The organism is Paenibacillus sp. JJ1683, from assembly GCF_053006485.1.
Map to the genome: position 1 here is coordinate 1,790,261 of NZ_CM129820.1, position 22,158 is coordinate 1,812,418.

A 22,158-nucleotide genomic window follows, 5' to 3' on the forward strand; every position below is an offset into this window, starting at 1 on the left:
TATGGAGATCACACCTACGATTAGAGCAGAAGTTCAAACCTATCTGATACGGAAAAGCTTAACCATGACCGAGTTTGGTCACATGATTGATTTGAATGTAGGTACAGTTAGTGGCATTGTGACGGGCAACCGACCTATTTCTGTTCACCAGCTAGATCGCATCACTATGGGAATGAATTTACCACCAGATTATTTTTATGAACGTTATATTGTTGAGTGTATTGAAGAAGAACCGCTCAACTGGCGAAGAATCAGCCCTTTTTTGTACCGATGCGTGGAGTTAGGACGACTTGATTGCTTGCGAAGAGTTGTAGGTATGTTGCTAGATAATCCTATTTATCTTCCTTCACTTTTTGAAGTAGCCGAGGATTCTTATAAAAAAGGTTTTACTGAAGCAGCGGCGTTCCTTTATGAAAATGTGTCAGAAGGGGAAAAGTATCAGTATTCAGAACGATTGGCGGTTTGCCAGTATCGATTGTTTACGATTCGTATTGGAGACGATCAAGAGAAAAACTATGATGCAGCAGTTCAATTTGAACCTTACGTTGAACGATTAGATGAGATAGATCAGCTTGATGCGCTAAGAGCGTTAGTGAATACATATCGTTCTCTACGAAAGTGGGATAAATTGGATGTGTTTGCCAAAGCATTAGGAAATAAAGCTACAATACAATACAAAATTGATCAACAGCATCATGAAAATAATGAACAAACAAAGAAGCCGCTATACCCTCCATTTGTCTACTGGGCATTTTCGCATTTAATACGTGCTGAAGTTTGTGATGCTAATAAAGATTATGAGACAGCGCTCCAACATATCCAGAAATATGCCGATTTAAGCTGGGTAGAAGAGAAAGATGAAACGACTCTAGAATGGAAAAATCAATTTAAAGAATGGGCAACCGCTAATATTTATGTGAATAGGCTTATGTCAGGCGACTTAGGTGTAATCCCTGATTATGTTGCTTATTTCTCTTCAGAGAAAGGTGAAATACTCCCTGCAATAGATAATATAATTGAGGCGGCTAATCGATATAATATTAATGTAGATCACATCCTTGAAATGTTTAAAACAGAAATTCAATCTTTTTTGAATGAACAGAATCAGGTAGGCGTGTATACTCAACAAATTAGTTCAGAACGTTTTACTCATTTATCAAGGGGATTGGCAATCTATCATTTGCGTAAAGGGAAGTTTTCAGATGGGTTCACATTTTTGTTCAGCTGTTTGGAAAAGTCTGCTGAAGCTAATAATAGAATACAGGCAATCAGATGTATGAGGTTGTTTACACATTTTAAAGAACATGCATCTGCTCACACGAAGGCAGTCTATGGAGAACTGATTAAAGCGGTTAACGAAGAGGAAGAGTAAGCTGATCCCACCATTCCAATTGCAAATAAAATGCTTTTAAGTTCAAAACTACACCTGACACTGATTCCTGAGTTGCAGGATATGGTTGAGGGGCGAAGTTTAGGGCTAATAGTGCCACGTTAATAAATGTATCTTATAACAAGGGAGTATGATACTTAAGACATAATAAATCTGTTTATTTCAGTTCAAATGTCACAAGGATTAAAAGGAAATAACAGGATAGTAGATGGATTTTCCTAAATCACCCCTTTTGATAAGATTATTTCCATCAAAATTAAAGTGGGCGTGGTAGAATGGGGAGAATTTTAGTTCCACCTGACAAATTGATGGAAGTGGCTGATCAGTTCTTACACGGAAAGCATGAAATGGAACGTATGCTGAATTCTTTGAGCGGACAAATTGATTTTGTGCAACAAGGCTGGTCAGGGGCTACCCGAGAAAGATTTTTTCAGGAATTCCAGGTTTCTCGACAATCCATGAGTGTAACGCTTGAACGACTTTCTACGGTTGCACAAGAACTCATTTTTATTTCAAATAACTTCACACAAGTAGATGGGGAAAAAGTCGTATTAGATGTGCCAGGGAATGGTGTACCTATCAAAACAGCATCCAGCGGTGAAGGTTGGTTACATAAAATTTTTGAACAGATTGGAAAAGCGGAGATCACCAAGGCCGAAGCCCAACTGGAAGCTAGCAAGCTACAAGGAGAAATTTTCTGGGATACTGCACAGGGAGCAAAAGGTGCTATTCAAGAAGATTTAACCTTAGGGATACTGCCTGATAAAGAACGGGATTATGATCATCCTATGGCAGCTAAAGTAGGCGAAATTCTCGGTCACGTAGCTACGACATTGCAGGGCGCCGGTGAGGTAGTAGCTGGATTAGGTGGAGAAGGATTATCAGTTGCTGTTTCATCTACAGGAGTTGGAAGTATCGTTGGAGTACCAGGATTAATTGGATCTGCAGCTTTGGCAGCGCATGGAAGTACCACCGCATTTAAAGGTGCAAGTGGAATAGGGAAAAGCTCAGCGGAATTGTGGCAGATGGCGAAAGGAGAAGGTGGAGGCTCATCAAAATCTACCCCTTCTTCTGGAGCTAAGGCAGAAAGTGTACCTCATACACAAGGAAACGGTGAAACTGCACAGATTGGTGACACTTTTGGCAAGTCAGGGACATTAGTTGAAAATCCGGGGACACAAATAGATTGGTCTAATTCTTCTAATCATGCTTTAGAAAGAATGCAGGAGCGAGGCGTAACCAAAGAAATGGCAGATTCTTGGGTGGAGAATGGGAAAGCCCTTTCCCAGAATAATGGTAGTAAGCATTTGTTTTTTTCAAAAGAAGGTGCTGCTGTAGTTGCTAACGATGGGACACTTGTTACAGTTATTCCTAAGAGTAAGTATGATGATGTATATAAAGCACTATCAAAATCGTTATTTGGAGAGTAGGAGTGTATAGAAATGAACGATGATATTGTACAAATGATTAATGAATGGAACCCCGTCGAAATATATCCTCTATTAGAAGATGAATATTATTCAGAAATACGTAGAATCCATGAAAAAAGTAAGGAAACAAACTCTGTTGAAGAATTAGCAGAGCAGATTCATTCGGTATTCGCTCAATCTTTTAAAAAGGAATTCGATAAAAGTATTGAAGAATGTCGGTTAATCGCTGAAAAGATAATTAATGCTACAAAATAATTTATTTTTGAGCTTTCTCCCTTAACAATAAAATAAAGTAGGCTTTTTTTGCATAATTGGTCAATCAAAAATAAAGGACACGAGTTTTTGAATACAGCAAACAATAATATCATCCATGATAAGATGGTCGTGCCTGGATAGGGAAATAAGGAATTGGGATAATGGTTAATTTATAGCGAAACACTAGCGGTACCATTGAATTCAAAGACGAGAAGAGCCTTAAACCAAGGAGAAGGATATGGGATATGATTCCTTAATTAAAGCAATTATTTCAGTGCCAAAAGAAGAATTAACTTTTCATTGGGGAAATAGATTAAAAATTGTTGGTACTAGGGACACCATCTATGAAACAAACAATGGTTTAGATGAAGATGATCATGGGTTCCTTGAATATGATGCTGCGGTTATTGAAGTCAAAAAAATAGTATCTAAGCCGATTAACGAGGAAGGAAGTATCTATAAATGGTTGCAAAAAGGAAAAAGCTCCTTTATTGAAATTTCTCTCCATGACGACCCCCCTAGCATGATTACATCTTCAGATGGGTCTATTATCTGGAAAAATGAATAGCTTAGACCATCCTCAATTGAGTATTTTTCATTGAATTGAGGATGTTCATGACTATTACGACTGATAAGTTTTATTTTAATGCAGAACAGAAGAAAGTTATACTTTATATTGATAAGCCTTTGGGCAATCTATCTCAAAGAAAAATTAGATAATATCAAGAAACTAGGAGTAACTGTTGTAAATTCCTTGGAGGAATTAAGAAAGTGGTTAAGTGATGGGGAGTTCGGCTTTTATTTTAATAGAACGAGAAAAATATACACCTGAGAAATTACTAGGAGATGCAATCGTAGCTGCCTTTCATGCAGATGCTGGATTATATTTTGAGAATGATAAAAAATATAAAAATGAACAGTTTTTTTCAACAACTCTAAATATATCCTATAACCCACTGGGTGCTGAAAACAACCAGCAGTTTATATTCTATATTGACGGAATTGATAATTACGAAATTAATTATGAACATGATGAGAATATTAGTGGATTAGATTCAAGCTTGTCTTTGTACCAAGTAGGATGTATTGAAGATATCTATGGTGTTGAAAAGCTGATTTTTCGATTTATATATGAATATCTCAAGCTTAATCCTACTGATTATTTTTGGATTCCTGATTATGATTGGGTTTATAGTTTAGAAGATATGCAGAAGTTAACATCTCTACCTTATGATCCAAACTGGTGCTATAGAAATCCTAAATCAATATAATTCACAACGATTAATGAATATCTATAAGCTTGCTCCTTTAACAATAAAATGGGAGCAAGTTTTTTCATAGTAATTTATCTGATAAAGAAGATAATTTGCATGCACCTAAGAATTAAGAGGCGGGTTTAAACAGGAGAGTCTTCAGTCAGGCTACTAACTTAGCGATATGGGTAAAGTATACAGAAGGTGCGTGAATGTTATGAAGTATGATACATTCTTAAAATTATGGGAAGAACAAAATAGTCTAATGAGACTATTGTTCTGTGAAAATAAAGTGTTAGACTGAAAAACAAAGCATTAGACCGTGAAAAATAAAGTTGTAGACTGGCAGCCGGCGTTAGCAGACGGGCAGGACAACGCACCATTAGATGGACTTATGGTTCTCATATGATACAATTTATCCCAGAAGTATCTTCGCGGGTTAATGAAAAGCAGCGGTGACGAACTAATAGGAGACCAACACAAAAAAGCGGTAGTTTTATGGATATGCAATAGTTTACTATAGGATCTTATTCCTCGGTTCGTCTGAACCGATTGTAACGGAGATTCATGAAGTGCCTGGAGATATGGAAATAAAAGTGTTGCCTGACAATGGACAGAGCGGGATTGGAAGAGCGGAAGTGAAGTGGCAAAGCCCGTAAGCGTAGGTCACAGCTCATAATACGAACGGAGAACTATAGCTTAACCAGGAAATTACTGGGAAATGCGGAGGATAATTTGGATCGCAATTCGCTAGAATCGAGCGGAGATTCACTTCGCAGACAACTGGAGGCACTACGCGCCGAATGGAACTTGGTACTAAAAGGAGGGGTAGGACACATGCGAGAAGAACAGGAAATATTCGTGGGCAAAGGATATAATAGGTCGTACGCAATTGCTACGGGTCTACCGATTTTAAATATTAGGGGTAGCTTATCGCGTGAAAGTAACGGCCAACTACCGTTTCCGTGGGTGACAACGGGCATCAAGATTGATAAAGAACAGATGTTGGAAACCGTTATGAAGCAGAAGACACTCGAGTATTTGTTCAAGATGCAATTCAGTAAGGAGGAAATGACCGACCGCAATTTGGTTGTAGGCTGTTATGAATATAAGAATCCGAATGACAAGGAACAAATAACGCTATATGCGCTGGTTTCGTTGAAGGAATTTCTCGCGAGATACGGCGATGAACGGGCATCAGAGATTCTGATGCGAGTTGGCTGCGCATACGAGAAGATTATGGAAGAATGCGATGAAGCCATTGAAGAACACTATGCAGTGTTGCGCCGGGCACTTCATTTGAAGAATCTGAGGGGCAAATATGACGTCGTTTACGAGTGGGTTGAAGAGGAAGGGCAAAAGACGTACATAAACAGATACACCAAATCGAGTTATACGAAGATTAAAGCTGAATCATTCGTAGAGTTGACCAAACTCTATGATGAACAACGGAAGAAGGATGCAAAGAAGACGTTCTCAACTCTGGAGCCGTTAGAAGCATTCATGCAAGCATAAGAAAACCGCCCCTTTACGGGGCGGTTATTCAACGTTTCATCGAACGAAGATTCGAGGAATATCCAGCGATAGAGAGGATTCTCGACAGTCGCATCGGAAAGTGCTGACCCGTACGCCAGATATGGTCGAATGGAACTGATGGAAGACGTTGATCCAGCCAATTATTTCGGCAAAACCATAGAGGTGGAACGATTTAAGGCGATTGGAAGCCTAGCGATTCAGGGAGAATTTATCGACCTCGGTATTTCTTACTGACGACAAGCCGATCGGTAGCACCGAAACGGTTGTAGATATCAACGGGGGTGGCTGTTCTCGCTCCCTAGTGGCAAGCCGCTGCAGAGTATAAGTGGCAAGTCCTTCGAGGCGTGGCAGCGCGACTAGCTGGATCGGTACGGCGGATGACAAGAACCTCATCTTGTATCAAATAAAATTTATCAAAACAGCCAGTCTTATCGCATGAAATAATTTTACACCACTTGTTACGCTAACAGAGAACGTTAGTTCAATAAACCAGCGGCAGTCTAGGACTTTATTTTCAGGTCCTTGACTGCCGCTGGTTTTATATTTGGGTCAGTCTAAAACTTATTATTCCAAGTCTGACGATTTAGCAATTCAGAATCAGCTTAGGAGCAACAAATCCAGTCTAAATCTTTATTTTCATCGGACAACTATTAGAGAGAGGAGGGATTTAAGAATCGGAAATTTTTTATCATGGATTTGATAAGAGGTATTTTCAGTTATTTTCATTGTGGGCTGGGACTTGCAAAAATATTGGAGGCTTATAACAGATACAGTCTAAGAGGTTTTTTAATTGGAGCTACATCTTTCCTTATCGGAGGTTTGGGGCTTTACTTCACAAGGCGCTATGTATCATTGGATAGGTTATTATAGATAGACAAATATTTTATTAAAGGAGTATACAATGCTAACATCAAAACAAGAAGAGAGCCTTAGTAAATTTATGAGTAAGATTCTGAGGCATACACCAGAACAGTTTGGTCTTGAGCTAGACCATGAGGGTTATTGTGACATTCAAGACCTGATGCAAGGAATAAGATCAGAGAACAGATGGTCTCATGTCAGTGAGTCGGATATCGAGCAAGTAGTAAGCCATTGTCCAAAACAAAGATATGAGATGGTTAATGGGTACATAAGAGCTAATTACGGGCACAGTGCAGGCAGATTGAATTATAAGGAAGCTATTCCACCAACGATCCTCTATCATGGTACAAACACAAAGGTAATTCATAACATTTTCGCTGAAGGAATTAAGCCAATGGGCAGAAAGTATGTACATCTGTCTGAATCCCTTGAGTTTGCAATTTTAGCAGGCAAAAGACGTGGGGAACTATTGATCCTCGAAGTCGACACAGCAAAGGCATTAGCTAATCAAGTGAAGTTTTATAAAGCCAACCATGGTGTTTGGCTTGCCGATTTGGTGCCACCACAGTATTTAAAGAAGCTTGAATAAAGCATAACTCCAGAACATTAACGATGATCATAGAGACTAGATGGAACGATTCGTCTAGTCTTTTTGATATCGCCTGTTTTGCTGTACATACATGATCCGCCTAAAATTTTGAATGTATCTACGGGTGTCCACACCCGCCTGCAAATGCCGCATAAAATAACCCGGATGAACAAAGAGGAGGTGCATGTAATAACCATGATACACATGGAACCCATTCAAGTGGGTGAGCATACATTATCGGAGTCGAGGTCAAACTGCCTAAAACAACGCTGTTGACGACTCCAACTTCCGTGGTTACATCATGTGTGGTGTGTCTAAGATGTACCGAATTTGGAATAGTGAAATTTTTCGCTTTTTAAGCCGTAAAGTCAAACGGGACAAGCTTTCATAGCAATTTTCATTTACTGATCTGTACTGATTTATTCTATTAAAATCTTATAAATGACTGAATTTTGTGACCGCATTTGTGACCTTTTTAAGGGGAACAAGCATGTGACTGTGCATTTTACTTCTGTGAGGTCTGCTCAAATGGTTGTTTGAGTTGAATAAAAAATCTATTAAAAAGAAGATATATGTATATGGACAAAATGATCGAATGATATAGCATTCTTCGTAACAGTGGTTCTGGGAAATTTATTCTAGAGAAAAAAAACTACAACTATGAATTATGAAATGATCTTAAAAGATTATGAATATCAGCAGGAGAGAATAGTAAACAAGATAAGCTCAAAGGAGAGCATTAAGCCAACACTGATTAAAGTTACGGGGATTTTGAGACTTCCCTGTTTATAACGTGAATAACTGCCTTAAAACGAATGTGAGAGCGTACAAAGGACAATATATGTTTAATTCATTCCAAGTTCATGTGAAGTATCAATTTTACACACGATATATTTTAAATTTAAATGACTGTTCACAGAATGTTCATCGATATTAACATTTATTTCAATATATTGTTTACTTATGGTAAAAAAATCACTATGATAAACGTGTATCCCAAATATGAGAGGATGATAGAGATGAAAAAGAAACTTTTAGTTGGCCTGTTGACTGTTGTAGCGTGTTTCACTCTTGGATCAACATCTTTTGCTGCAACAGCAGTAACATCAAATTCGAGCAATGTATCAACAGAAAGTGCAGTAGCTCCTGCTGCTACTAAATATATTACTTGGCAAATAGTTTTACCAAAATCTCAGTTCCCTACCCTTGGAGACATTCCAACAACCGCTAGTTATAACGTAGATCCATATCGTGGAACATTAACGCTGAGTTCAGTCGATGGACAAACAGGTTACACTTGGACAGTCACTTATGCAGGATGGGTTACTTATTAATATTTAAAACTGTATAAAACCTCCTTGAGTATCTTTATATATTTGAGGAGGTTTTATTTGTTAACTTGTTACTCACTAAAATCTTTATTTTGCTGGATTCTTTCTTCTTAAAATAAAGGTGAATTATTCTATATTATCTTCAGTACTCCATATAAAACACCAATTTTACCATCCAGTTGTCCACATATTGACGGTGACTGGATTTTTTTGTATCCAAATGCGTCATTGGGAAGCTTCTAGGGAAATTTCGGGGAACCTTCTTGGTGTTCTTCCCTGTCGCCAAATACTTAAACAATTTCAGTATTAGGCTGCTAAGTTAAACGTAGGAGGTTCAAAGTAGGGCAAACCAAATTGTATTGTTGTCACTATATATATATGTCACCAAGTGACACGATACCTCGCTGGACAATTCTGTCCACCCTGCTATTTTACTTGCTTCGCGAAATACTCCTTCACTTAGGAAGGTACGAAATTGTGATGTCTCACTTTTATTCTTCGCTGGACAGAATTGTCCAATGTAACGATGTCGTTACAACTTGATGTCCGGTGAAAATAAAGTTTTAGACCAAGAAAACAAAGTTGTAGACTGGCTGCTGGTATTAAGCTAACGGGCAGTATGGCGTAGCCATGATATTTGAATATATGATACGGTTCACCGTACCGTAGTGTATTTAAACACAAAGTACAATTTGACCACAAAATATACCTCTATATAAAGACAAAGCCACTCCTTACAATGGAGTGGTTTCTTTGCATGGAACTTCTCTTTTACTTATAACTGAGTAACGGCTTTTTTCTATGTTTTGTTCGTTGTTCATATGCAAATGCTATACGAATTAGCATAGGTTCACTAAATGCCTTTCCTGCAAACGTAACTCCAAATGGTCTGCCGTTGTCTTTGAAGCCAGCGGGAACAGCTACTGATGGATACCCTGCCCTTGCACAAATTTCTGCTCCCACATATGATGGAAACATAATTGCATCCAATCCGTATTTCGCTATGGTATAATCTATGCCTTCATTCTGGGAATAATATAAATCAGTTAAAGACTCTAATATATAGTTCGGATTCTTCAATGGATTCACTAAATGTTGACGGTTCTTCAGTAAATCTTGTCCATATTTCAAAGCCTTCTCGGAGTTTTTTTCGTTCCACTCAACCAATTCACTAAATGTATGTACAGGCATACTTTGTGGAAGGTTTCGGAGATAGTTATCAAGACCATGCTTAAATTCGTTATTCAGCTTGTTCCAATTCCATTTCCTATCGAAGGCTGGCATTTCAATGTCTTCAATGACGATTGCTCCCGCATTTGTTAGTTCCTCTACAGTATTATTAAATAATATTTTATCATATTCGTCAGGGTCACGAAATTGCTCTAATGGTACATCTCTATAAACCCCAATTTTCGCCCCTTCTAAGCCATTCTTGTCTAAGTAAGTTGAATAGTCAATCGTATCATCATTTTTCCATGTAGCAGGGTCATTATCGTCTTTACCTGCAAGTACACTAAGTAAGATTGACGCATCTGATACGGTCCTTGCAATTGCTCCAGCGGTATCTTGAGAATAGGAATAAGGTATTATACCTGTACGACTTATAAGCCCAACTGTAGGCTTTATACCAACAATCGAGTTTTGAATAGCTGGACTTAAAATTGATGCTGAAGTTTCCGTACCAACTGCAACACTTGTAAAATTTGACGCCACAGCTACAGCAGAACCAGTGCTTGACCCACCCACGAAAAAGTCACCGTATGGATTTAATACTTGTCCGCCTTTAGAACTGTAACCTGCCCACATTTTTGAGGATACGCCGTTTGCCAATTCAGTCATGTTTGTTTTTCCAAGGATAATGGCTCCAGCTTCTCTAAGTTTTTTTACAAGAAAGGCATCAGTTTCGCTAATGTTGTTTTCCAGTGCCAACGCTCCTGCACTCGTCCGCATTTTGTCCTTTGTTTCAATGTTTTCTTTCAACAAAACAGGTATACCATGTAAATACCCTCTAATTCCTCTTGTTTTTCTTTCTTTGTCTAGGGCTTCTGCAATAAAAATCGCATCTGGGTTGATTTCCATTATAGAATTTATATTTTGGCCACTCTGGTCGTGTGTTGCAATACGATACATGTAGTACATAACAAGTTCCCTAGAAGTAACCTCCCCTTTTCCCATTGCTTCTTGCAATTCAAAAATGGTTACTTCCTCACCATTTAGATTCTTAAGTTTAAAATTAGGTTCCATTTAGTTGCTCCTTCCAATGATGAACTTTTCTATTAGAAATCACATGAAATCTATTCTTTGTATACTATCTTCTATACTACCATATGTTGGAACTCCCTGCTATATCCGTTATCGCTTCATATTCTGCTTATAGTCGGTCTATCAAAGTGCCTACGGTATATGTGATAACTCTGATTACGAAATAGCTCAAGTATGGGACAGATTACAAAAAAGGATTACAAACAGAAAAAGATATGGATTTGCTTAACCATGAATTGTTTGAATCCAGATTTGAGGGTATATTTAAAACAGACTATGAGACTGCTCATAAAGCTGCGGTAAGGTCGGGTCGTCCATGGGAAATAGAGTAGGGGAGATTTTATAATGGGAGCATTTGTTTTACTTTTTAAAAGAACATGAAGATGAGAATGTAGTTATTTATAGATATGGCCCTAATGAACACATTATGGGGAAAATTCAATTGAACAAAGAGACTAAGTTATTCTCTGAAATTGAACCTTTACCAGATCCGAGCCATTCAAATAAATTTTATTTTGATAGGGCTGCACAGAGGATGGCACGTTGCTTCGTTAAAGAAGGGGGGATATTTCCCGATAAGATGACATTTGAATCATAAAGTAATTCAATAATATGAACCTAGCTTGCTCCTTTGATAATAAAATGAGAGTAGGCTTTTTTTCATAGCAATCCATCTGATAAAGAGGAAAATTCTCATTTACCCTAGAATTAAGAGACGATGTTAAAAAGGAGAATCTTCAATTACACAGTTAGTTAAACGAAGAAACTTTCAACTCGTGATCCCTCAATTCGGTGAAATGCTCAATACTTTCAATCATGGTGGACTATTTAAAGGATGGAAAGCTATATCTAAAATTCCAGATCAATATATAAATAAATATTTTATTAGAAGGAGTACATCATGTTAACATCAAAACAAGAAGAGAGCCTCAGTAAATTTATGAGTAAGATTCTTAGGCATACACCAGAACAGTTTGGTCTTGAGCTGGACCATGAGGGTTATTGTGACGTTCAAGACCTGATTCAAGGAATAAGATCAGAGAATAGATGGTCTGAGGTCAGTGAGTCGGATATCGAACAAGTAGTAAGCCATTGTCCAAAACAAAGATATGAAATGGTTAATGGGTACATAAGAGCTAATTATGGGCACAGTGCAGGCAGATTAAATTATGAGGAAGCTACTCCACCAACGATTCTCTATCATGGTACAAACACAAAGGTAATCCATAACATTTTCACCGAAGGAATTAAGCCGATGGGGAGAAAGTATGTACATCTGTCTGAATCGCTTGAGTTTGCAATTTTAGCAGGCAAAAGACGTGGAGAACTCGTGATCCTCGAAGTCGACACAGCAAAGGCATTAGCTAATCAAGTGAAGTTTTATAAAGCCAACCATGGAGTTTGGCTTGCCGACTTTGTACCCCCACAGTATTTAAAGAAGTGTGAATAAAGCATAACTCCAGAACATTAACGATGATCATAGAGACTAGATGGAACGATTCGTCTAGTCTTTTTAATATCGCCTTTTTTGCTGTACATACATCATCCTCCTAAAATTTTGAATGTATCCACGGGTGTCCACACCCACCTGCAAATGCCGCATAAAATATCCCGGATGAACAAAGAGGAGGTGCATGTAATAACCATGATACACATGGAACCCATTCAAGTGGGTGAGCATACATTTATCGGAGTCGAGGTCAAACTGCCTAAAACAACGCTGTTGACGATCTCCAACTCCCGTGGTTACATCATGTGTGGTGCGTCTAAGATGTACCGAATTTGGGGTAGTAAAATTTTTCGCTGGTTAAGCCGTAAAGTCAAACGGGACAAGCTTTCATAGCAATTTTCGATTTACTGATCTGTACTGATACATTCTATTAAAATCTTATAAATGACTGAATTTTGTGACCGCATTTGTGACCTTTTGAAGGGAGACAAGCATGTGACTGTGTATCCTATTCCTGTGTAATAAAAGGAGAAATTAACAAATCAACAAGTGGGTGAAAAACATAATTGATTTTTGATATACAGAAAATTCCATCTATTATTATTCTTGCTCTTTTTGTTTTTTAGATTGTTGTATGGCATTGTGCATCCTGAAATCAGTGATAATTTTCCTGAAGGAGTTACGGGTACAGTTAAATGGTTCTTGGAGTTAATTCGAGGTGCTATTACCTTATTACAGCCCGATTTCTCGAATGCTTGATTATAATACCTCCTAACGATACAAATAACCTCCTTAAAAACGACGTTGAGAGCGTCTCGGAAGGTATGCGTTGCTCCCATATTGATGGTAATTAGATTTTACTGTATCTAAAGACGATAACATTGACTCATTTGAGCAGTTTGGACTGTATCACGATATTGGAAGAAAGGGAGAATAAATACTAGAACATTGCCCAACGGTCAATGCAGCAAAGGATCAATAATTCTACTGAAAAGATGTTGTTTATATAAAAGATCAAATACAAGAAGTCGAATTTCAAAGGGTGATTTCTTCATAATGAAGAATTCCTGACTTCTTGGAATTCATTAAAAATATTCTTTTTATACTTTATCTTTACTTTAATATCAAAGGTTTTCACATAATAAGAAAAGCCTAAGTTTAACTTAGTGTAAACTACTGCTGGTTGTTATTACTTAATCAAAATCAGTACTGGAGAAGCTTAGCATAGTTGGGAAGAACACAAAAACTCCGAGCTTTACGGAGTTTCTTGTGTGTTATATAAGTGCTTTACCATTTCGCCAGGTTCTCCGTGTTGATTGCTCAAATTTTGTACGCTCATTTTGAGTCTGCATGGAGGAAGAATCTACATGGTCAACTACGATCAATTGAGGTTTTATCTCAGTATCTATATAAATTTGTTCAATTTCATCGAACATAACTTTGTACATTTTTGTAACAGCGAGTTTGTCATTTTCAATTTCTTGCGTAGACTTTTTGCTATCACTTTCTGTAATATCTTGTGGAAAGTAAACTTGGCTTGGTTGATCAAAAAACATAATTAGAGGCATAGGCGATTTATTTTTTTGAGAAGTAAAATAGCGCAGAAGACTTAAAAAAAGTGCAATGTGGCATGATACCCAGTTAGCACCGCTTCCCATTTCACTTAGGCTAACTCTTTCTCCGTATTTACCTTCAAGTGCAAGTTCAAATTCCTCTAAATTAAATGTTAAATTATACTGTTTAAATTCTTCTTCAAAATCAAGTTCACTTTTTAGTCTGTTCATATTCTGATTAATTCTTTTGAGTGCTATTTTCTTCTCTGCATCAAAATTAAATTGAGCAAGTTTATTATTACATTCATCAATTTTTATTTGAATTTCTTCAAGTTCTTTATCCAGATTATTAAAAAGCCCCTTATCAATTGTCTCAATATAAATTTGAATTTCTAATCTACAGTATTCCAATTTTTTCTCTAAGCCAAATCGATTACTCTGGGACAAATAATTTCTTTCTATATTTCTTTTTTGTGCCCATAAGCTCTTAATTTTTTTTATAACTCGATCCATTTCTTCAGCAATTTTCCTTCTTTCTTCAGAAAACTGATCTGTACTTGTTGTAATTAAACTGATCTCATCTGTAAGCCATAAAGAAGCTTTTTCAACTTCTTGTGTGATTTCGTGTAGATCATTGCATTCTGAACCGCATAAAGGACAGGCAAACTCAATTTCATTGTGCATAGATAGTTCGGATTTATATTTTAATGTTTCTAATGAAGAAATATAGTCACTACTGTTGTCCGCTGCCGATTCTAGTTTAATCAATCTGCTTTTAAACAGTTGCTCTTGTGCTCTAAGATCCTCTATTTCACTATTGATTTCCTCATAACGTGATACGATTTGATCTGAGGTATATGAGTTCTCATTAAGAGTAGGTAAATTGTTCGCTATATTAATCAGCTCTTCTAAAGTAGGTTTTGTCTTAAAGTCAATTCCAATTAACGCATGATAATTTTTCACTTTTGGCAAAAGATTATTTAAAGCATCAGCTTTAATTCTCTGATCACTTACTAGATTGTTTTGAATTTTCTTTAATTCTTTTTTGTATGTGTTTAAGAGCATAAGAGTAGAGTAGTACTCTTGGCCGACGATACCAGCAAAAATGGGGAACTGTTGTATTACATCCTTTTTCTTCTGATAGTCATCAAATCTATAAAAAAGTGCGAATTTACTAGCCATTAAATTTTGGTGTTGAAACATGTATGACGTCATGTGTCTTAGGGAAGCCGATTCTTTAGTTTCCTCAGCATTATCTTTAACATTTGAAACTCGAAGATTTAAAGTTTTTTCTAATTGCTTCTGTACAATCTTGTAATCTAGAAATTTCTCATCATTTAAATAAGATTTAGTTAGTGTAAAACAAGTTACTTCACTAGGTATCGGTGAAAAAAACATTCGCTTTTTCTCTAAATAAGTATTTTTTCTTGCTAAAATATATCTTTTTGAATCAATAACGAGGATCAAAGAAAAAATACTTGCAAAGTCCGTGATTTTACCCTTTGGAATGGTTGATCGGGAACTACAAAAGCAATAATCAATAATTTCAACTAGAGCACTTTTCCCTGTTTTAGATTCTCCAGAGATGATATTCATTCCCTCGTTTAAATCGACAAAGCGTTTTTCTTCTTCGTTATTTAGTATAATAATTGCTTCTATTCTGCTCTTCATAATAGCACCTACGCTTCTATTTTAAGTTCTAAAAAGTTTTCTAATTCGGTTATTTCAACATTCCTAAGTATTACACCTAAATAATGTGCACTTTTGAAGTATTCTCTGACAGAAACAGGTATCCCTTTGAAATCAAGTTTATCTAATAAAATAATCTTTGTCTTAAATTTAATCTTCCTTTGACTTCCCAGAATGATAATGCTTTTTTTGGTAGCATCGATATATTCCTCAAATAAATCCGCGACTTGGCTCAAACTAAATTTCGAATTTAATTTTAAATTATAGTCGTTAAACTGAACTTCCTTTGAGAAGATGGAATATAAAGTACTATTTGATCTTGCTGTATTTAATCTATCTCTGGATTCTTTATACATTACAATAGGTAGTACGTAAAAGATTTTCTTTAAGTCGACTTCTTTGTTATAACCCGTTAGGAATGCTTGAACTATTTTGCTTAAAAAAAATGGGTTGTACATTAAAGTTTCAATGTGTTGTATGTTCATTAGTCATCACCTATATGCCATGTTAATTGTTTGTTATCTACTATGCTGTGAATAACGCCTCTTTGAAAGAAATCTCGATTATTACTTACACCATTTATTTTGCGTGCTTCCATCTTCATTGATTCTAAGTACAACTTTTGCGACTCTGTTAAAATCCTTTTGGTATCATTCTTGCAATTAAGCTTTGATAATTTTTTACTAGTAGACAATGTTTTTTGTAATTGTTTTCTGTAATCTTTTAAATCCTTAGATTTTACTATATTATTTTCAAAATATTTAATTACAGTTTTATTTGCCCTACAGTAATCATTTATGGCATCTGTTACTTCATCAGATAAATCTATCCTTTGTATCTCTGAAACAAAGTGCTTTTTGATTAATTCTTGCTGTTCAGAAATGTTTGGTTCATAATCCTCGAAGGAAAGTTGTAGTGGCGTTTCAGAACTATCTGTAAATCTTTTGGCATAATTTTTAAAAAGGGTATTAAAGTCCTCATACGTGATCTCCCATCGCTTTTGATGTATCGGGAGTGTAAGTAAAACACCTATTAGAGCAGATACAAACTCCTCCATTTGTTTCTCATTACCTAGAAATCTAAATGTGGTTTTGTAGTACTGATTAATAATTGTTTTTATGGTTTGTTGTTCAGAAAGAATTTTAAACCGACCTAGAATACATTTTAGTTTCTCTGGATCGTGTTCAGGGGAAAAAATTTTATCATACAATTTTCTGAACTTTTGTTCATTCGTTTTTTTGTTTTCGCCAATAGCTTTGAACACAAGATATCTTTTATCAAGGTCAATAGAATGCCATTCACGAAAAATTGATTTTTGAGATAGTTTGGCTGTTGTAAAAAGTATCATTTCATCAATTTTTATATATTTATTCGAGTTGTTGTACCAATTCCAAACGGTATTCCAAATTTCCTGGCTCCTATCGGATAGAGTAGTCTCATCTAAATGATGCTTAACCTCAATTTGTTGCGAAGATGTAGATGTAGATATCTTTGTGACATCTCCAAGATGCTCTATGACAATTTTCTCATTTGAATTCATTTCTAGACATTTAATTAAGCCAATGTAAGTTTGATATATAAAACCAAGAGTTTTTAACGTATTATCGTTGGTAGTCATTAGGTCCCCCCTCTTAATACCTATGCTTGTCTTGTTCAGGTGTATAAAGACAAGAAAAGACTACATTTTGGAATAATTTTTCTTCTATAACTATACTATATAGGTCGGAAGAGGGGGAGGGTATTGTTAAAATTTTCAATAAGATTCTTCGAATATACTAAATGTTGCTACGAGAGAGGTGTTAAAAAATTACCAATGTAAGCTTTTGATTTACTAAGCTATTGATATCATTACGTATTGGGAATGGAGTGCGGCTGGAGGTACATGTTTGAAGGCTATCCAGTACAAACGTGAGGAACCTTCGCTGTCGTTTATTCAGGCTATTGAACGTACTGAAGACGAAGCGCGAGGGATTGCTTCAGGCTTCTAATGTGTCACGTGACACAACTATAAACCGAATGGAGAAGATACAATATATGCCCACAACTAATAGACAAGTGATTGTCACGACCACTACGGAAATTCCGTACCACTCTGACCTAACAATTGAAAAGCTCTGCTACTTCCTCGAAATTTCACCTGAAGCAACGATCATTATTGACTTGATGAAATTTCACCTTAAAACGATTGATCGACTAAATGAGTTTTGTTGAACGATTGCTGTTTGAAACTAGCGGTAGCGTACCTGAATTATCATTGGTTGCTAAAATGAGAAAAGAGGACATCGACAGACACAGCTACACCGACAAAGCGACTTTCGTTTACGATTATTATTGCGATAAACAATCTGCATTGGAAAAGTTGTTTCAAGAACCGATGAAGGCGGTCAAGATTAGACGTTTTAAAACTGACGATCCAGAACGTATCTATGACGCCTACTTCAAACAATGTAGATATTCTTCATCGCTAATTGTGGCATTATCCATCTAATTCAACAATACATAGCAGGATAGGTTGCAATTACATATTCATTATAGATCATATCCTGTCCTGTTAAATCATATAACAAATAATTAGTAACATTAATGAGGTGTCGTTATGGATAATAATTTGCATCAATCATTATATGAAAAATTCATAAAAGAACATAATGGTGCAGCTATGTTACTTGTCTACATGTTCCAAGTTGCCAGCAGATACGAAGGAAAAACGTTTAACCCACTCGTTGATGTAATAGACAAGAGACAAGCCTGTAAACAGTCCTGAACTTAATTTGCTTAATAGTAGCATTGCTGAATCATTTAAGCTTGTTGTTAATCATGCATTAATTGACTTAGAAATTGAAAAGAAACAGAAGGAAATTGAAGAATTGCAATCAATGTAAAATTACTATTTCATTGTAACATCGTATCGTAACAGGATACACAGCACTGGAATAAGAACAATAATGTAGCAATACATTTAATCAACAAGGAGCGATAACAAATGTATAAATGCGGACGACTCATTAAAGGGAAGCTCTTCCTGCAAACTTGGGATGGTCAATTAATTAGTCTCAAAACATTAGCTCAGTGTGACAGAAAGGCTATGTAAGATGGATTTGGTTGAAATCCCTCCTTTGAATATTAGTCTAAAACGCCTAGCGATAGGTGCATTATCATTACTATGGACCTATAACTATAGGCGTGGTAAGCTAAAGGAAAATGTTGGAGGGCAACAATAATGAAAAATCACAAAATACTAATTATTGCTATGGTTGTAATATTGGTAGCACTCTTTAGCGGCTGTGTAAATAAAGAGGAGGAGCTTCAAAGTGAAGTAACAAGTTTGACAGATAGAGCCGATCAATATTATAAAGAGGATAAAATGGATGATGCTCTAGAAGTTTATGAAAAAGCTCTTGAGAAAAAAGAATCTTCTGAAATTAGAGATAGGATTGACTCAATAAAAGCTGAAATCAAATCAATAGAAAAAGCTCGGAATTTTAAAGATGAGTTGTATACGATTAGAAAAGAACGCCTTAGTGCAGGGGTTTCAGTAACACCAACTGATATGAAATTTATAATTGAAGATTTGGATAAGCTGGTGACTGAATTCGACAATATTGACACATCAACGGAGACTACAATCACAAACTATGTATAAGAAGTCAAGCGCAGCACTTATTACGAATTGCTCAAAGTAAACATTGACAGTTCCTTACATGATGATGCAGAAGTCAATGAAGCGCTTGGTGCAATAGATTCTGATTTTGAAGTCCTAAATTCTTTTACAGTTGCACATACAAGAAATGATCTTACAGATAAAATAGACAAATTACTCGAAATTCCATTTCCTTCTCAATATGAATGAAATGAAGACTATGAATGAATAAGAGTCAAAGGATCAATCACATTTAGCAAGTTTAAGCGCCTAACGAAAGGCGTTTTTTTGTTACTACTAGAGCAGACGCAATTCCCATATATAAATAAAGAATCACAACATGTAGTATAATAATCATTATTGACAGTCTACATATGGTGTAATAAGATAAGAAGTACCAATTATTTCATATAAGGGAGGTGTTTACAATGGCTAAATCTAGCACTCGTAAAGTGTCGTCTAAACAAATGTCTTCTAAAGCTTCTTCCGTGTTAAAAAGCAAGTCTTCAAGCAAAATAGCAAAATCACTAGCTGGATCTGTATTGTCTCAGTCTCGCGCTGGTCGTAAATAGGAAACTTCATTTAACTACGGAGAAAGTGATTTTATTGGAAAATCTCATTAATGACAATGAATTTATTTATAAAATTCTCAAAGAAAACAACCTAAATAGATTAAAAGAATTGAAGTGGATATATGGATTACAAGCAATGGATACCACATAAAACTACACGATGTTCCCGGGGTATTTATAGCTGTTGACCAATTTGGTGATATTCATGCAGGTTGCACTAAAAGTATAACTCAAAGGTATAAACAACTACCAAAAGAAGACAGAACCAGGTTTGCAACTCATTTTGCTTTTGCTAAAGTGATAGCTATTTTTGGCGATTTTACTATAGACATGAAATAAAATTGTATTACAAATTTAAGGAGTTAGACCAACAAGATATTACTCCCCAAGTGATTTAGCTTGGGAGTTTTATATGTAGAATGATGATTTTATAGGGAAGGTGGAATAACTATGACTGATAACAAATTAAATGAAAATACTCCAATTGTATTCCTGAAATTTTCCAATAATGTTGACTGGTTAAATGATATAAAGAACGGTAACTTATATATGAACAATGGAAGATACTTTATTGAGAGAGAAAAAGCAACTGGGGAAAAAGGCATCGGAGATAAATTTGAACTTTCGAATATTATAAAAAATGCAGAAATTAGAGATGCAAATACAGAGGTATTGTTTGGGACCGGAGATATAAATTTTAGATTTGATTTTTTGGGGAACAAGCCTTTATTTTGTTTAAGTTTGTTGCAACTAAAACATTTTAAACTAATTGAGACTAACGATGTGGAGAGTATTTACTCACTAAACTTAAGCAGGGAAAGTCTTGAACAAATGAGGGGAGAATTTGGGGAATACGCCCTTATAATAAACTATAGAGATTTTAGTGATCGTATTTCTGAGAGCTTCCAGAAACAAAACTACAAGTTTTTTCATGGTTCAGTTATTTATCATGATGAAAATTCACTAGCAGAAAGATTTCAAGCACACATTAAATTTGATCCTAAGTTGTTCTTTTATAAACATAATACTTTTTCCCATCAACTTGAATATAGATTTGTATTGGATAATGTTCAAAGTGAACAACCATTAAAAGTAAACATCGGAGATCTGTCAGATATAGCTCAAAGGATTTTAACTATAGAAGAATTGTCAACTTGTAAATTTAGATCTCCACACCGATGATTTATTCACGAAAAATTTGATAGTTATGAGATGAGTAAAGCATATAGACCAAGAAAACATAAATAATTTGGGAAAACGATGATTTTATTAGGTGAATAAAGAAATCTAGATAATGGAGGATAAGATATGGAAATTATAACTAAATATTTACCTTTAGTCGGGGCTGGATCTGTAGTCGCGCTCGCCTTACTAATTTTCAAAGGAATTGCGTTAATTAACTCAACTCCTCTTGAAAAGCTATTGTATAAGAGCAACAAAAAATATATGGTAACACCACTGTCAATTGCTCTAACTGTCGCTGCTACTGCTACACTAATTGTCATCATGAGTTTTTTTACTGGGGACATCAAAACTATAAAAGATTTGAAGGTTATAATATTAGGATCTGCAATTCTTAGTTTTTTATTATGCTTAATTGCTTATGTGTCTTTATATTTTGTAGCAAAGAAGATAGGAAGAGTATACTATTTCACAGATAACATAAACGGCATAGATATTGAGCTTTACTTATTAAAAACTACTGATGAGGGTTATATTGTATTGTCTGATAAACCAGACATTTATTCTAGGGATGGATTCAAGATATTAAAGAAACAAGAAGACATACTCAATAAGAAGATTTATTCAAAGAAAATCAATACGTAGTATTAAAGGAGCAGCTTCATATATGAATCTAAACCAGTATTATACTATGACCTACACGCTAAACAGCGGCATCAAAGGAAGTGTAAACCTATCCACCAAACAAATACAAGACTGGATAGAATCTTATCGTGTTGGGAGTAAATATGTAACCACAGTTGGTAAAGAATACTTCGGATTGAATCCTGAGCTTGTTGCAGATTTTAAAGTACATAATGAATTTTCCGAGCAAAGGGAATATGTAGCAGCAATACAGCAACCAACAGTAGCGAGTAAGGCCAGTGAACAGTTAGCGGATGCATATAGCCAGCACAAGGTATTGATTCAGGTAGAGTGTAAATGTGGGGCTTCTTATATAGAAGAGTCAGTGTACAAAATGAATAAATGGGGATGTAAAGAATGTGGTGAGATTGTATTTATGGATAGCAAGAAGGGTATGGTTAATACGAATAAAGGAAAAGCATGGTATATGACCAATAAGTACTTTGTTGAGAGGTGAACATTTAACATAGCGTTAAACTCA

Annotated in this window: 20 protein-coding genes and 2 pseudogenes; 18 read left to right on the plus strand and 4 right to left on the minus strand. The window is 35.8% G+C overall.

Annotated features, from left to right (window positions below):
• The first annotated feature begins 1 nt into the window (after position 1).
• The 9 genes from ACUC6J_RS07745 (at position 2) to ACUC6J_RS07785 (ending at position 8,648) form a co-directional block, all read left to right on the plus strand.
• Positions 2-1,372 carry a transcriptional regulator gene (locus ACUC6J_RS07745; protein WP_447250017.1) on the plus strand — a complete coding sequence of 457 codons (1,371 nt, stop codon included), beginning with the start codon at positions 2-4 and terminating at the stop codon, positions 1,370-1,372.
• 293 nt (positions 1,373-1,665) lie between these two features.
• On the plus strand, positions 1,666-2,820 hold the full coding sequence (locus tag ACUC6J_RS07750) for a WXG100 family type VII secretion target (protein WP_447250018.1): 1,155 nt from the start codon (positions 1,666-1,668) through the stop codon (positions 2,818-2,820).
• Between the two features lie 12 nt (positions 2,821-2,832).
• The gene (locus ACUC6J_RS07755) at positions 2,833-3,075 is read left to right on the plus strand and encodes a DUF1871 family protein (RefSeq protein WP_031463188.1); all 243 of its coding nucleotides are present in this window, start codon (positions 2,833-2,835) and stop codon (positions 3,073-3,075) included.
• Positions 3,076-3,313: 238 nt separating this feature from the next.
• On the plus strand, positions 3,314-3,643 hold the full coding sequence (locus ACUC6J_RS07760) for a hypothetical protein (protein ID WP_031463189.1): 330 nt from the start codon (positions 3,314-3,316) through the stop codon (positions 3,641-3,643).
• Positions 3,644-3,857: 214 nt separating this feature from the next.
• On the plus strand, positions 3,858-4,346 hold the full coding sequence (locus ACUC6J_RS07765; RefSeq protein WP_447250019.1) for a hypothetical protein: 489 nt from the start codon (positions 3,858-3,860) through the stop codon (positions 4,344-4,346).
• Positions 4,347-5,063: 717 nt separating this feature from the next.
• Positions 5,064-5,843, plus strand: a complete 780-nt coding sequence (locus ACUC6J_RS07770) for a hypothetical protein (RefSeq protein WP_243208125.1) — start codon at positions 5,064-5,066, stop codon at positions 5,841-5,843.
• Positions 5,844-5,972: 129 nt separating this feature from the next.
• Entirely contained in the window at positions 5,973-6,098 is a 126-nt protein-coding gene (locus ACUC6J_RS07775; protein ID WP_257126825.1) for a hypothetical protein, read from the plus strand.
• Between the two features lie 667 nt (positions 6,099-6,765).
• Positions 6,766-7,314, plus strand: a complete 549-nt coding sequence (locus ACUC6J_RS07780; RefSeq protein WP_447250020.1) for an RNA 2'-phosphotransferase — start codon at positions 6,766-6,768, stop codon at positions 7,312-7,314.
• 1,019 nt (positions 7,315-8,333) lie between these two features.
• Positions 8,334-8,648 (plus strand): hypothetical protein, encoded by a 315-nt coding sequence (locus ACUC6J_RS07785; protein WP_100212680.1) that lies wholly within the window; start codon positions 8,334-8,336, stop codon positions 8,646-8,648.
• Positions 8,649-9,416: 768 nt separating this feature from the next.
• Here the strand turns inward: ACUC6J_RS07785 and ACUC6J_RS07790 are convergent.
• Entirely contained in the window at positions 9,417-10,889 is a 1,473-nt protein-coding gene (locus ACUC6J_RS07790) for an amidase family protein (protein WP_447250021.1), read from the minus strand.
• A 919-nt stretch (positions 10,890-11,808) separates the two neighbouring features.
• Here ACUC6J_RS07790 and ACUC6J_RS07795 point away from each other — a divergent pair.
• Both ACUC6J_RS07795 and ACUC6J_RS07800 read left to right on the plus strand, forming a co-directional pair.
• Positions 11,809-12,357, plus strand: coding sequence for an RNA 2'-phosphotransferase (locus ACUC6J_RS07795; RefSeq protein WP_045243947.1), 549 nt, complete (start codon positions 11,809-11,811; stop codon positions 12,355-12,357).
• A 195-nt stretch (positions 12,358-12,552) separates the two neighbouring features.
• Positions 12,553-12,672, plus strand: a pseudogene (locus tag ACUC6J_RS07800) (DUF1805 domain-containing protein); the annotation flags it as partial.
• A gap of 959 nt (positions 12,673-13,631) precedes the next feature.
• Here ACUC6J_RS07800 and ACUC6J_RS07805 read toward each other — a convergent pair.
• From ACUC6J_RS07805 to ACUC6J_RS07815, 3 genes are read right to left on the minus strand one after another with little or no spacing between them, the layout of a single operon-like run.
• Positions 13,632-15,581, minus strand: coding sequence for a DUF3732 domain-containing protein (locus ACUC6J_RS07805; RefSeq protein WP_447250022.1), 1,950 nt, complete (start codon positions 15,579-15,581; stop codon positions 13,632-13,634).
• Positions 15,582-15,589: 8 nt separating this feature from the next.
• Positions 15,590-16,084, minus strand: a complete 495-nt coding sequence (locus ACUC6J_RS07810) for a three component ABC system middle component (protein WP_447250023.1) — start codon at positions 16,082-16,084, stop codon at positions 15,590-15,592.
• Positions 16,084-17,217 (minus strand): ABC-three component system protein, encoded by a 1,134-nt coding sequence (locus tag ACUC6J_RS07815; protein WP_447250024.1) that lies wholly within the window; start codon positions 17,215-17,217, stop codon positions 16,084-16,086. Before ACUC6J_RS07815 ends, ACUC6J_RS07810 begins: the two co-directional genes overlap by 1 nt.
• Positions 17,218-17,633: 416 nt before the next feature.
• Between ACUC6J_RS07815 and ACUC6J_RS07820 the strand changes: the two are divergent.
• From ACUC6J_RS07820 to ACUC6J_RS07850, 7 genes and pseudogenes are all read left to right on the plus strand, one after another.
• A pseudogene (locus ACUC6J_RS07820) lies at positions 17,634-18,087 on the plus strand (hypothetical protein).
• A gap of 108 nt (positions 18,088-18,195) precedes the next feature.
• A complete protein-coding gene (locus tag ACUC6J_RS07825; RefSeq protein WP_447250025.1) occupies positions 18,196-18,363 on the plus strand; it encodes a hypothetical protein in 168 nt (55 codons plus the stop codon).
• 456 nt (positions 18,364-18,819) lie between these two features.
• Positions 18,820-19,242: a hypothetical protein gene (locus ACUC6J_RS07830; RefSeq protein WP_447250026.1), complete on the plus strand. Its 423-nt coding sequence runs from the start codon at positions 18,820-18,822 to the stop codon at positions 19,240-19,242.
• A gap of 425 nt (positions 19,243-19,667) precedes the next feature.
• Complete coding sequence (locus ACUC6J_RS07835) at positions 19,668-19,811, plus strand: hypothetical protein (protein ID WP_447250027.1); 144 nt, start codon at positions 19,668-19,670, stop codon at positions 19,809-19,811.
• Between the two features lie 450 nt (positions 19,812-20,261).
• Positions 20,262-20,993: a hypothetical protein gene (locus ACUC6J_RS07840; RefSeq protein ID WP_447250028.1), complete on the plus strand. Its 732-nt coding sequence runs from the start codon at positions 20,262-20,264 to the stop codon at positions 20,991-20,993.
• Between the two features lie 126 nt (positions 20,994-21,119).
• Positions 21,120-21,638, plus strand: a complete 519-nt coding sequence (locus ACUC6J_RS07845; protein WP_447250029.1) for a hypothetical protein — start codon at positions 21,120-21,122, stop codon at positions 21,636-21,638.
• 22 nt (positions 21,639-21,660) lie between these two features.
• Positions 21,661-22,134 carry a hypothetical protein gene (locus tag ACUC6J_RS07850; RefSeq protein WP_447250030.1) on the plus strand — a complete coding sequence of 158 codons (474 nt, stop codon included), beginning with the start codon at positions 21,661-21,663 and terminating at the stop codon, positions 22,132-22,134.
• Positions 22,135-22,158: the final 24 nt, after the last annotated feature.

What these genes read in the sequence shown, in the direction of transcription:
- ACUC6J_RS07745 (WP_447250017.1), top strand. Translation starts at nt 2, where the DNA reads ATGGAGATCACACCTACGATTAGAGCAGAAGTTCAAACCTATCTGATA.
- ACUC6J_RS07750 (WP_447250018.1), top strand. Translation starts at nt 1,666, where the DNA reads ATGGGGAGAATTTTAGTTCCACCTGACAAATTGATGGAAGTGGCTGAT.
- ACUC6J_RS07755 (WP_031463188.1), top strand. Translation starts at nt 2,833, where the DNA reads ATGAACGATGATATTGTACAAATGATTAATGAATGGAACCCCGTCGAA.
- ACUC6J_RS07760 (WP_031463189.1), top strand. Translation starts at nt 3,314, where the DNA reads ATGGGATATGATTCCTTAATTAAAGCAATTATTTCAGTGCCAAAAGAA.
- ACUC6J_RS07765 (WP_447250019.1), top strand. Translation starts at nt 3,858, where the DNA reads ATGGGGAGTTCGGCTTTTATTTTAATAGAACGAGAAAAATATACACCT.
- ACUC6J_RS07775 (WP_257126825.1), top strand. Translation starts at nt 5,973, where the DNA reads ATGGAACTGATGGAAGACGTTGATCCAGCCAATTATTTCGGCAAAACC.
- ACUC6J_RS07780 (WP_447250020.1), top strand. Translation starts at nt 6,766, where the DNA reads ATGCTAACATCAAAACAAGAAGAGAGCCTTAGTAAATTTATGAGTAAG.
- ACUC6J_RS07785 (WP_100212680.1), top strand. Translation starts at nt 8,334, where the DNA reads ATGAAAAAGAAACTTTTAGTTGGCCTGTTGACTGTTGTAGCGTGTTTC.
- ACUC6J_RS07790 (WP_447250021.1), bottom strand. Translation starts at nt 10,889, where the DNA reads ATGGAACCTAATTTTAAACTTAAGAATCTAAATGGTGAGGAAGTAACC.
- ACUC6J_RS07795 (WP_045243947.1), top strand. Translation starts at nt 11,809, where the DNA reads ATGTTAACATCAAAACAAGAAGAGAGCCTCAGTAAATTTATGAGTAAG.
- ACUC6J_RS07805 (WP_447250022.1), bottom strand. Translation starts at nt 15,581, where the DNA reads ATGAAGAGCAGAATAGAAGCAATTATTATACTAAATAACGAAGAAGAA.
- ACUC6J_RS07810 (WP_447250023.1), bottom strand. Translation starts at nt 16,084, where the DNA reads ATGAACATACAACACATTGAAACTTTAATGTACAACCCATTTTTTTTA.
- ACUC6J_RS07815 (WP_447250024.1), bottom strand. Translation starts at nt 17,217, where the DNA reads ATGACTACCAACGATAATACGTTAAAAACTCTTGGTTTTATATATCAA.
- ACUC6J_RS07825 (WP_447250025.1), top strand. Translation starts at nt 18,196, where the DNA reads ATGGATAATAATTTGCATCAATCATTATATGAAAAATTCATAAAAGAA.
- ACUC6J_RS07830 (WP_447250026.1), top strand. Translation starts at nt 18,820, where the DNA reads ATGAAAAATCACAAAATACTAATTATTGCTATGGTTGTAATATTGGTA.
- ACUC6J_RS07835 (WP_447250027.1), top strand. Translation starts at nt 19,668, where the DNA reads ATGGCTAAATCTAGCACTCGTAAAGTGTCGTCTAAACAAATGTCTTCT.
- ACUC6J_RS07840 (WP_447250028.1), top strand. Translation starts at nt 20,262, where the DNA reads ATGACTGATAACAAATTAAATGAAAATACTCCAATTGTATTCCTGAAA.
- ACUC6J_RS07845 (WP_447250029.1), top strand. Translation starts at nt 21,120, where the DNA reads ATGGAAATTATAACTAAATATTTACCTTTAGTCGGGGCTGGATCTGTA.
- ACUC6J_RS07850 (WP_447250030.1), top strand. Translation starts at nt 21,661, where the DNA reads ATGAATCTAAACCAGTATTATACTATGACCTACACGCTAAACAGCGGC.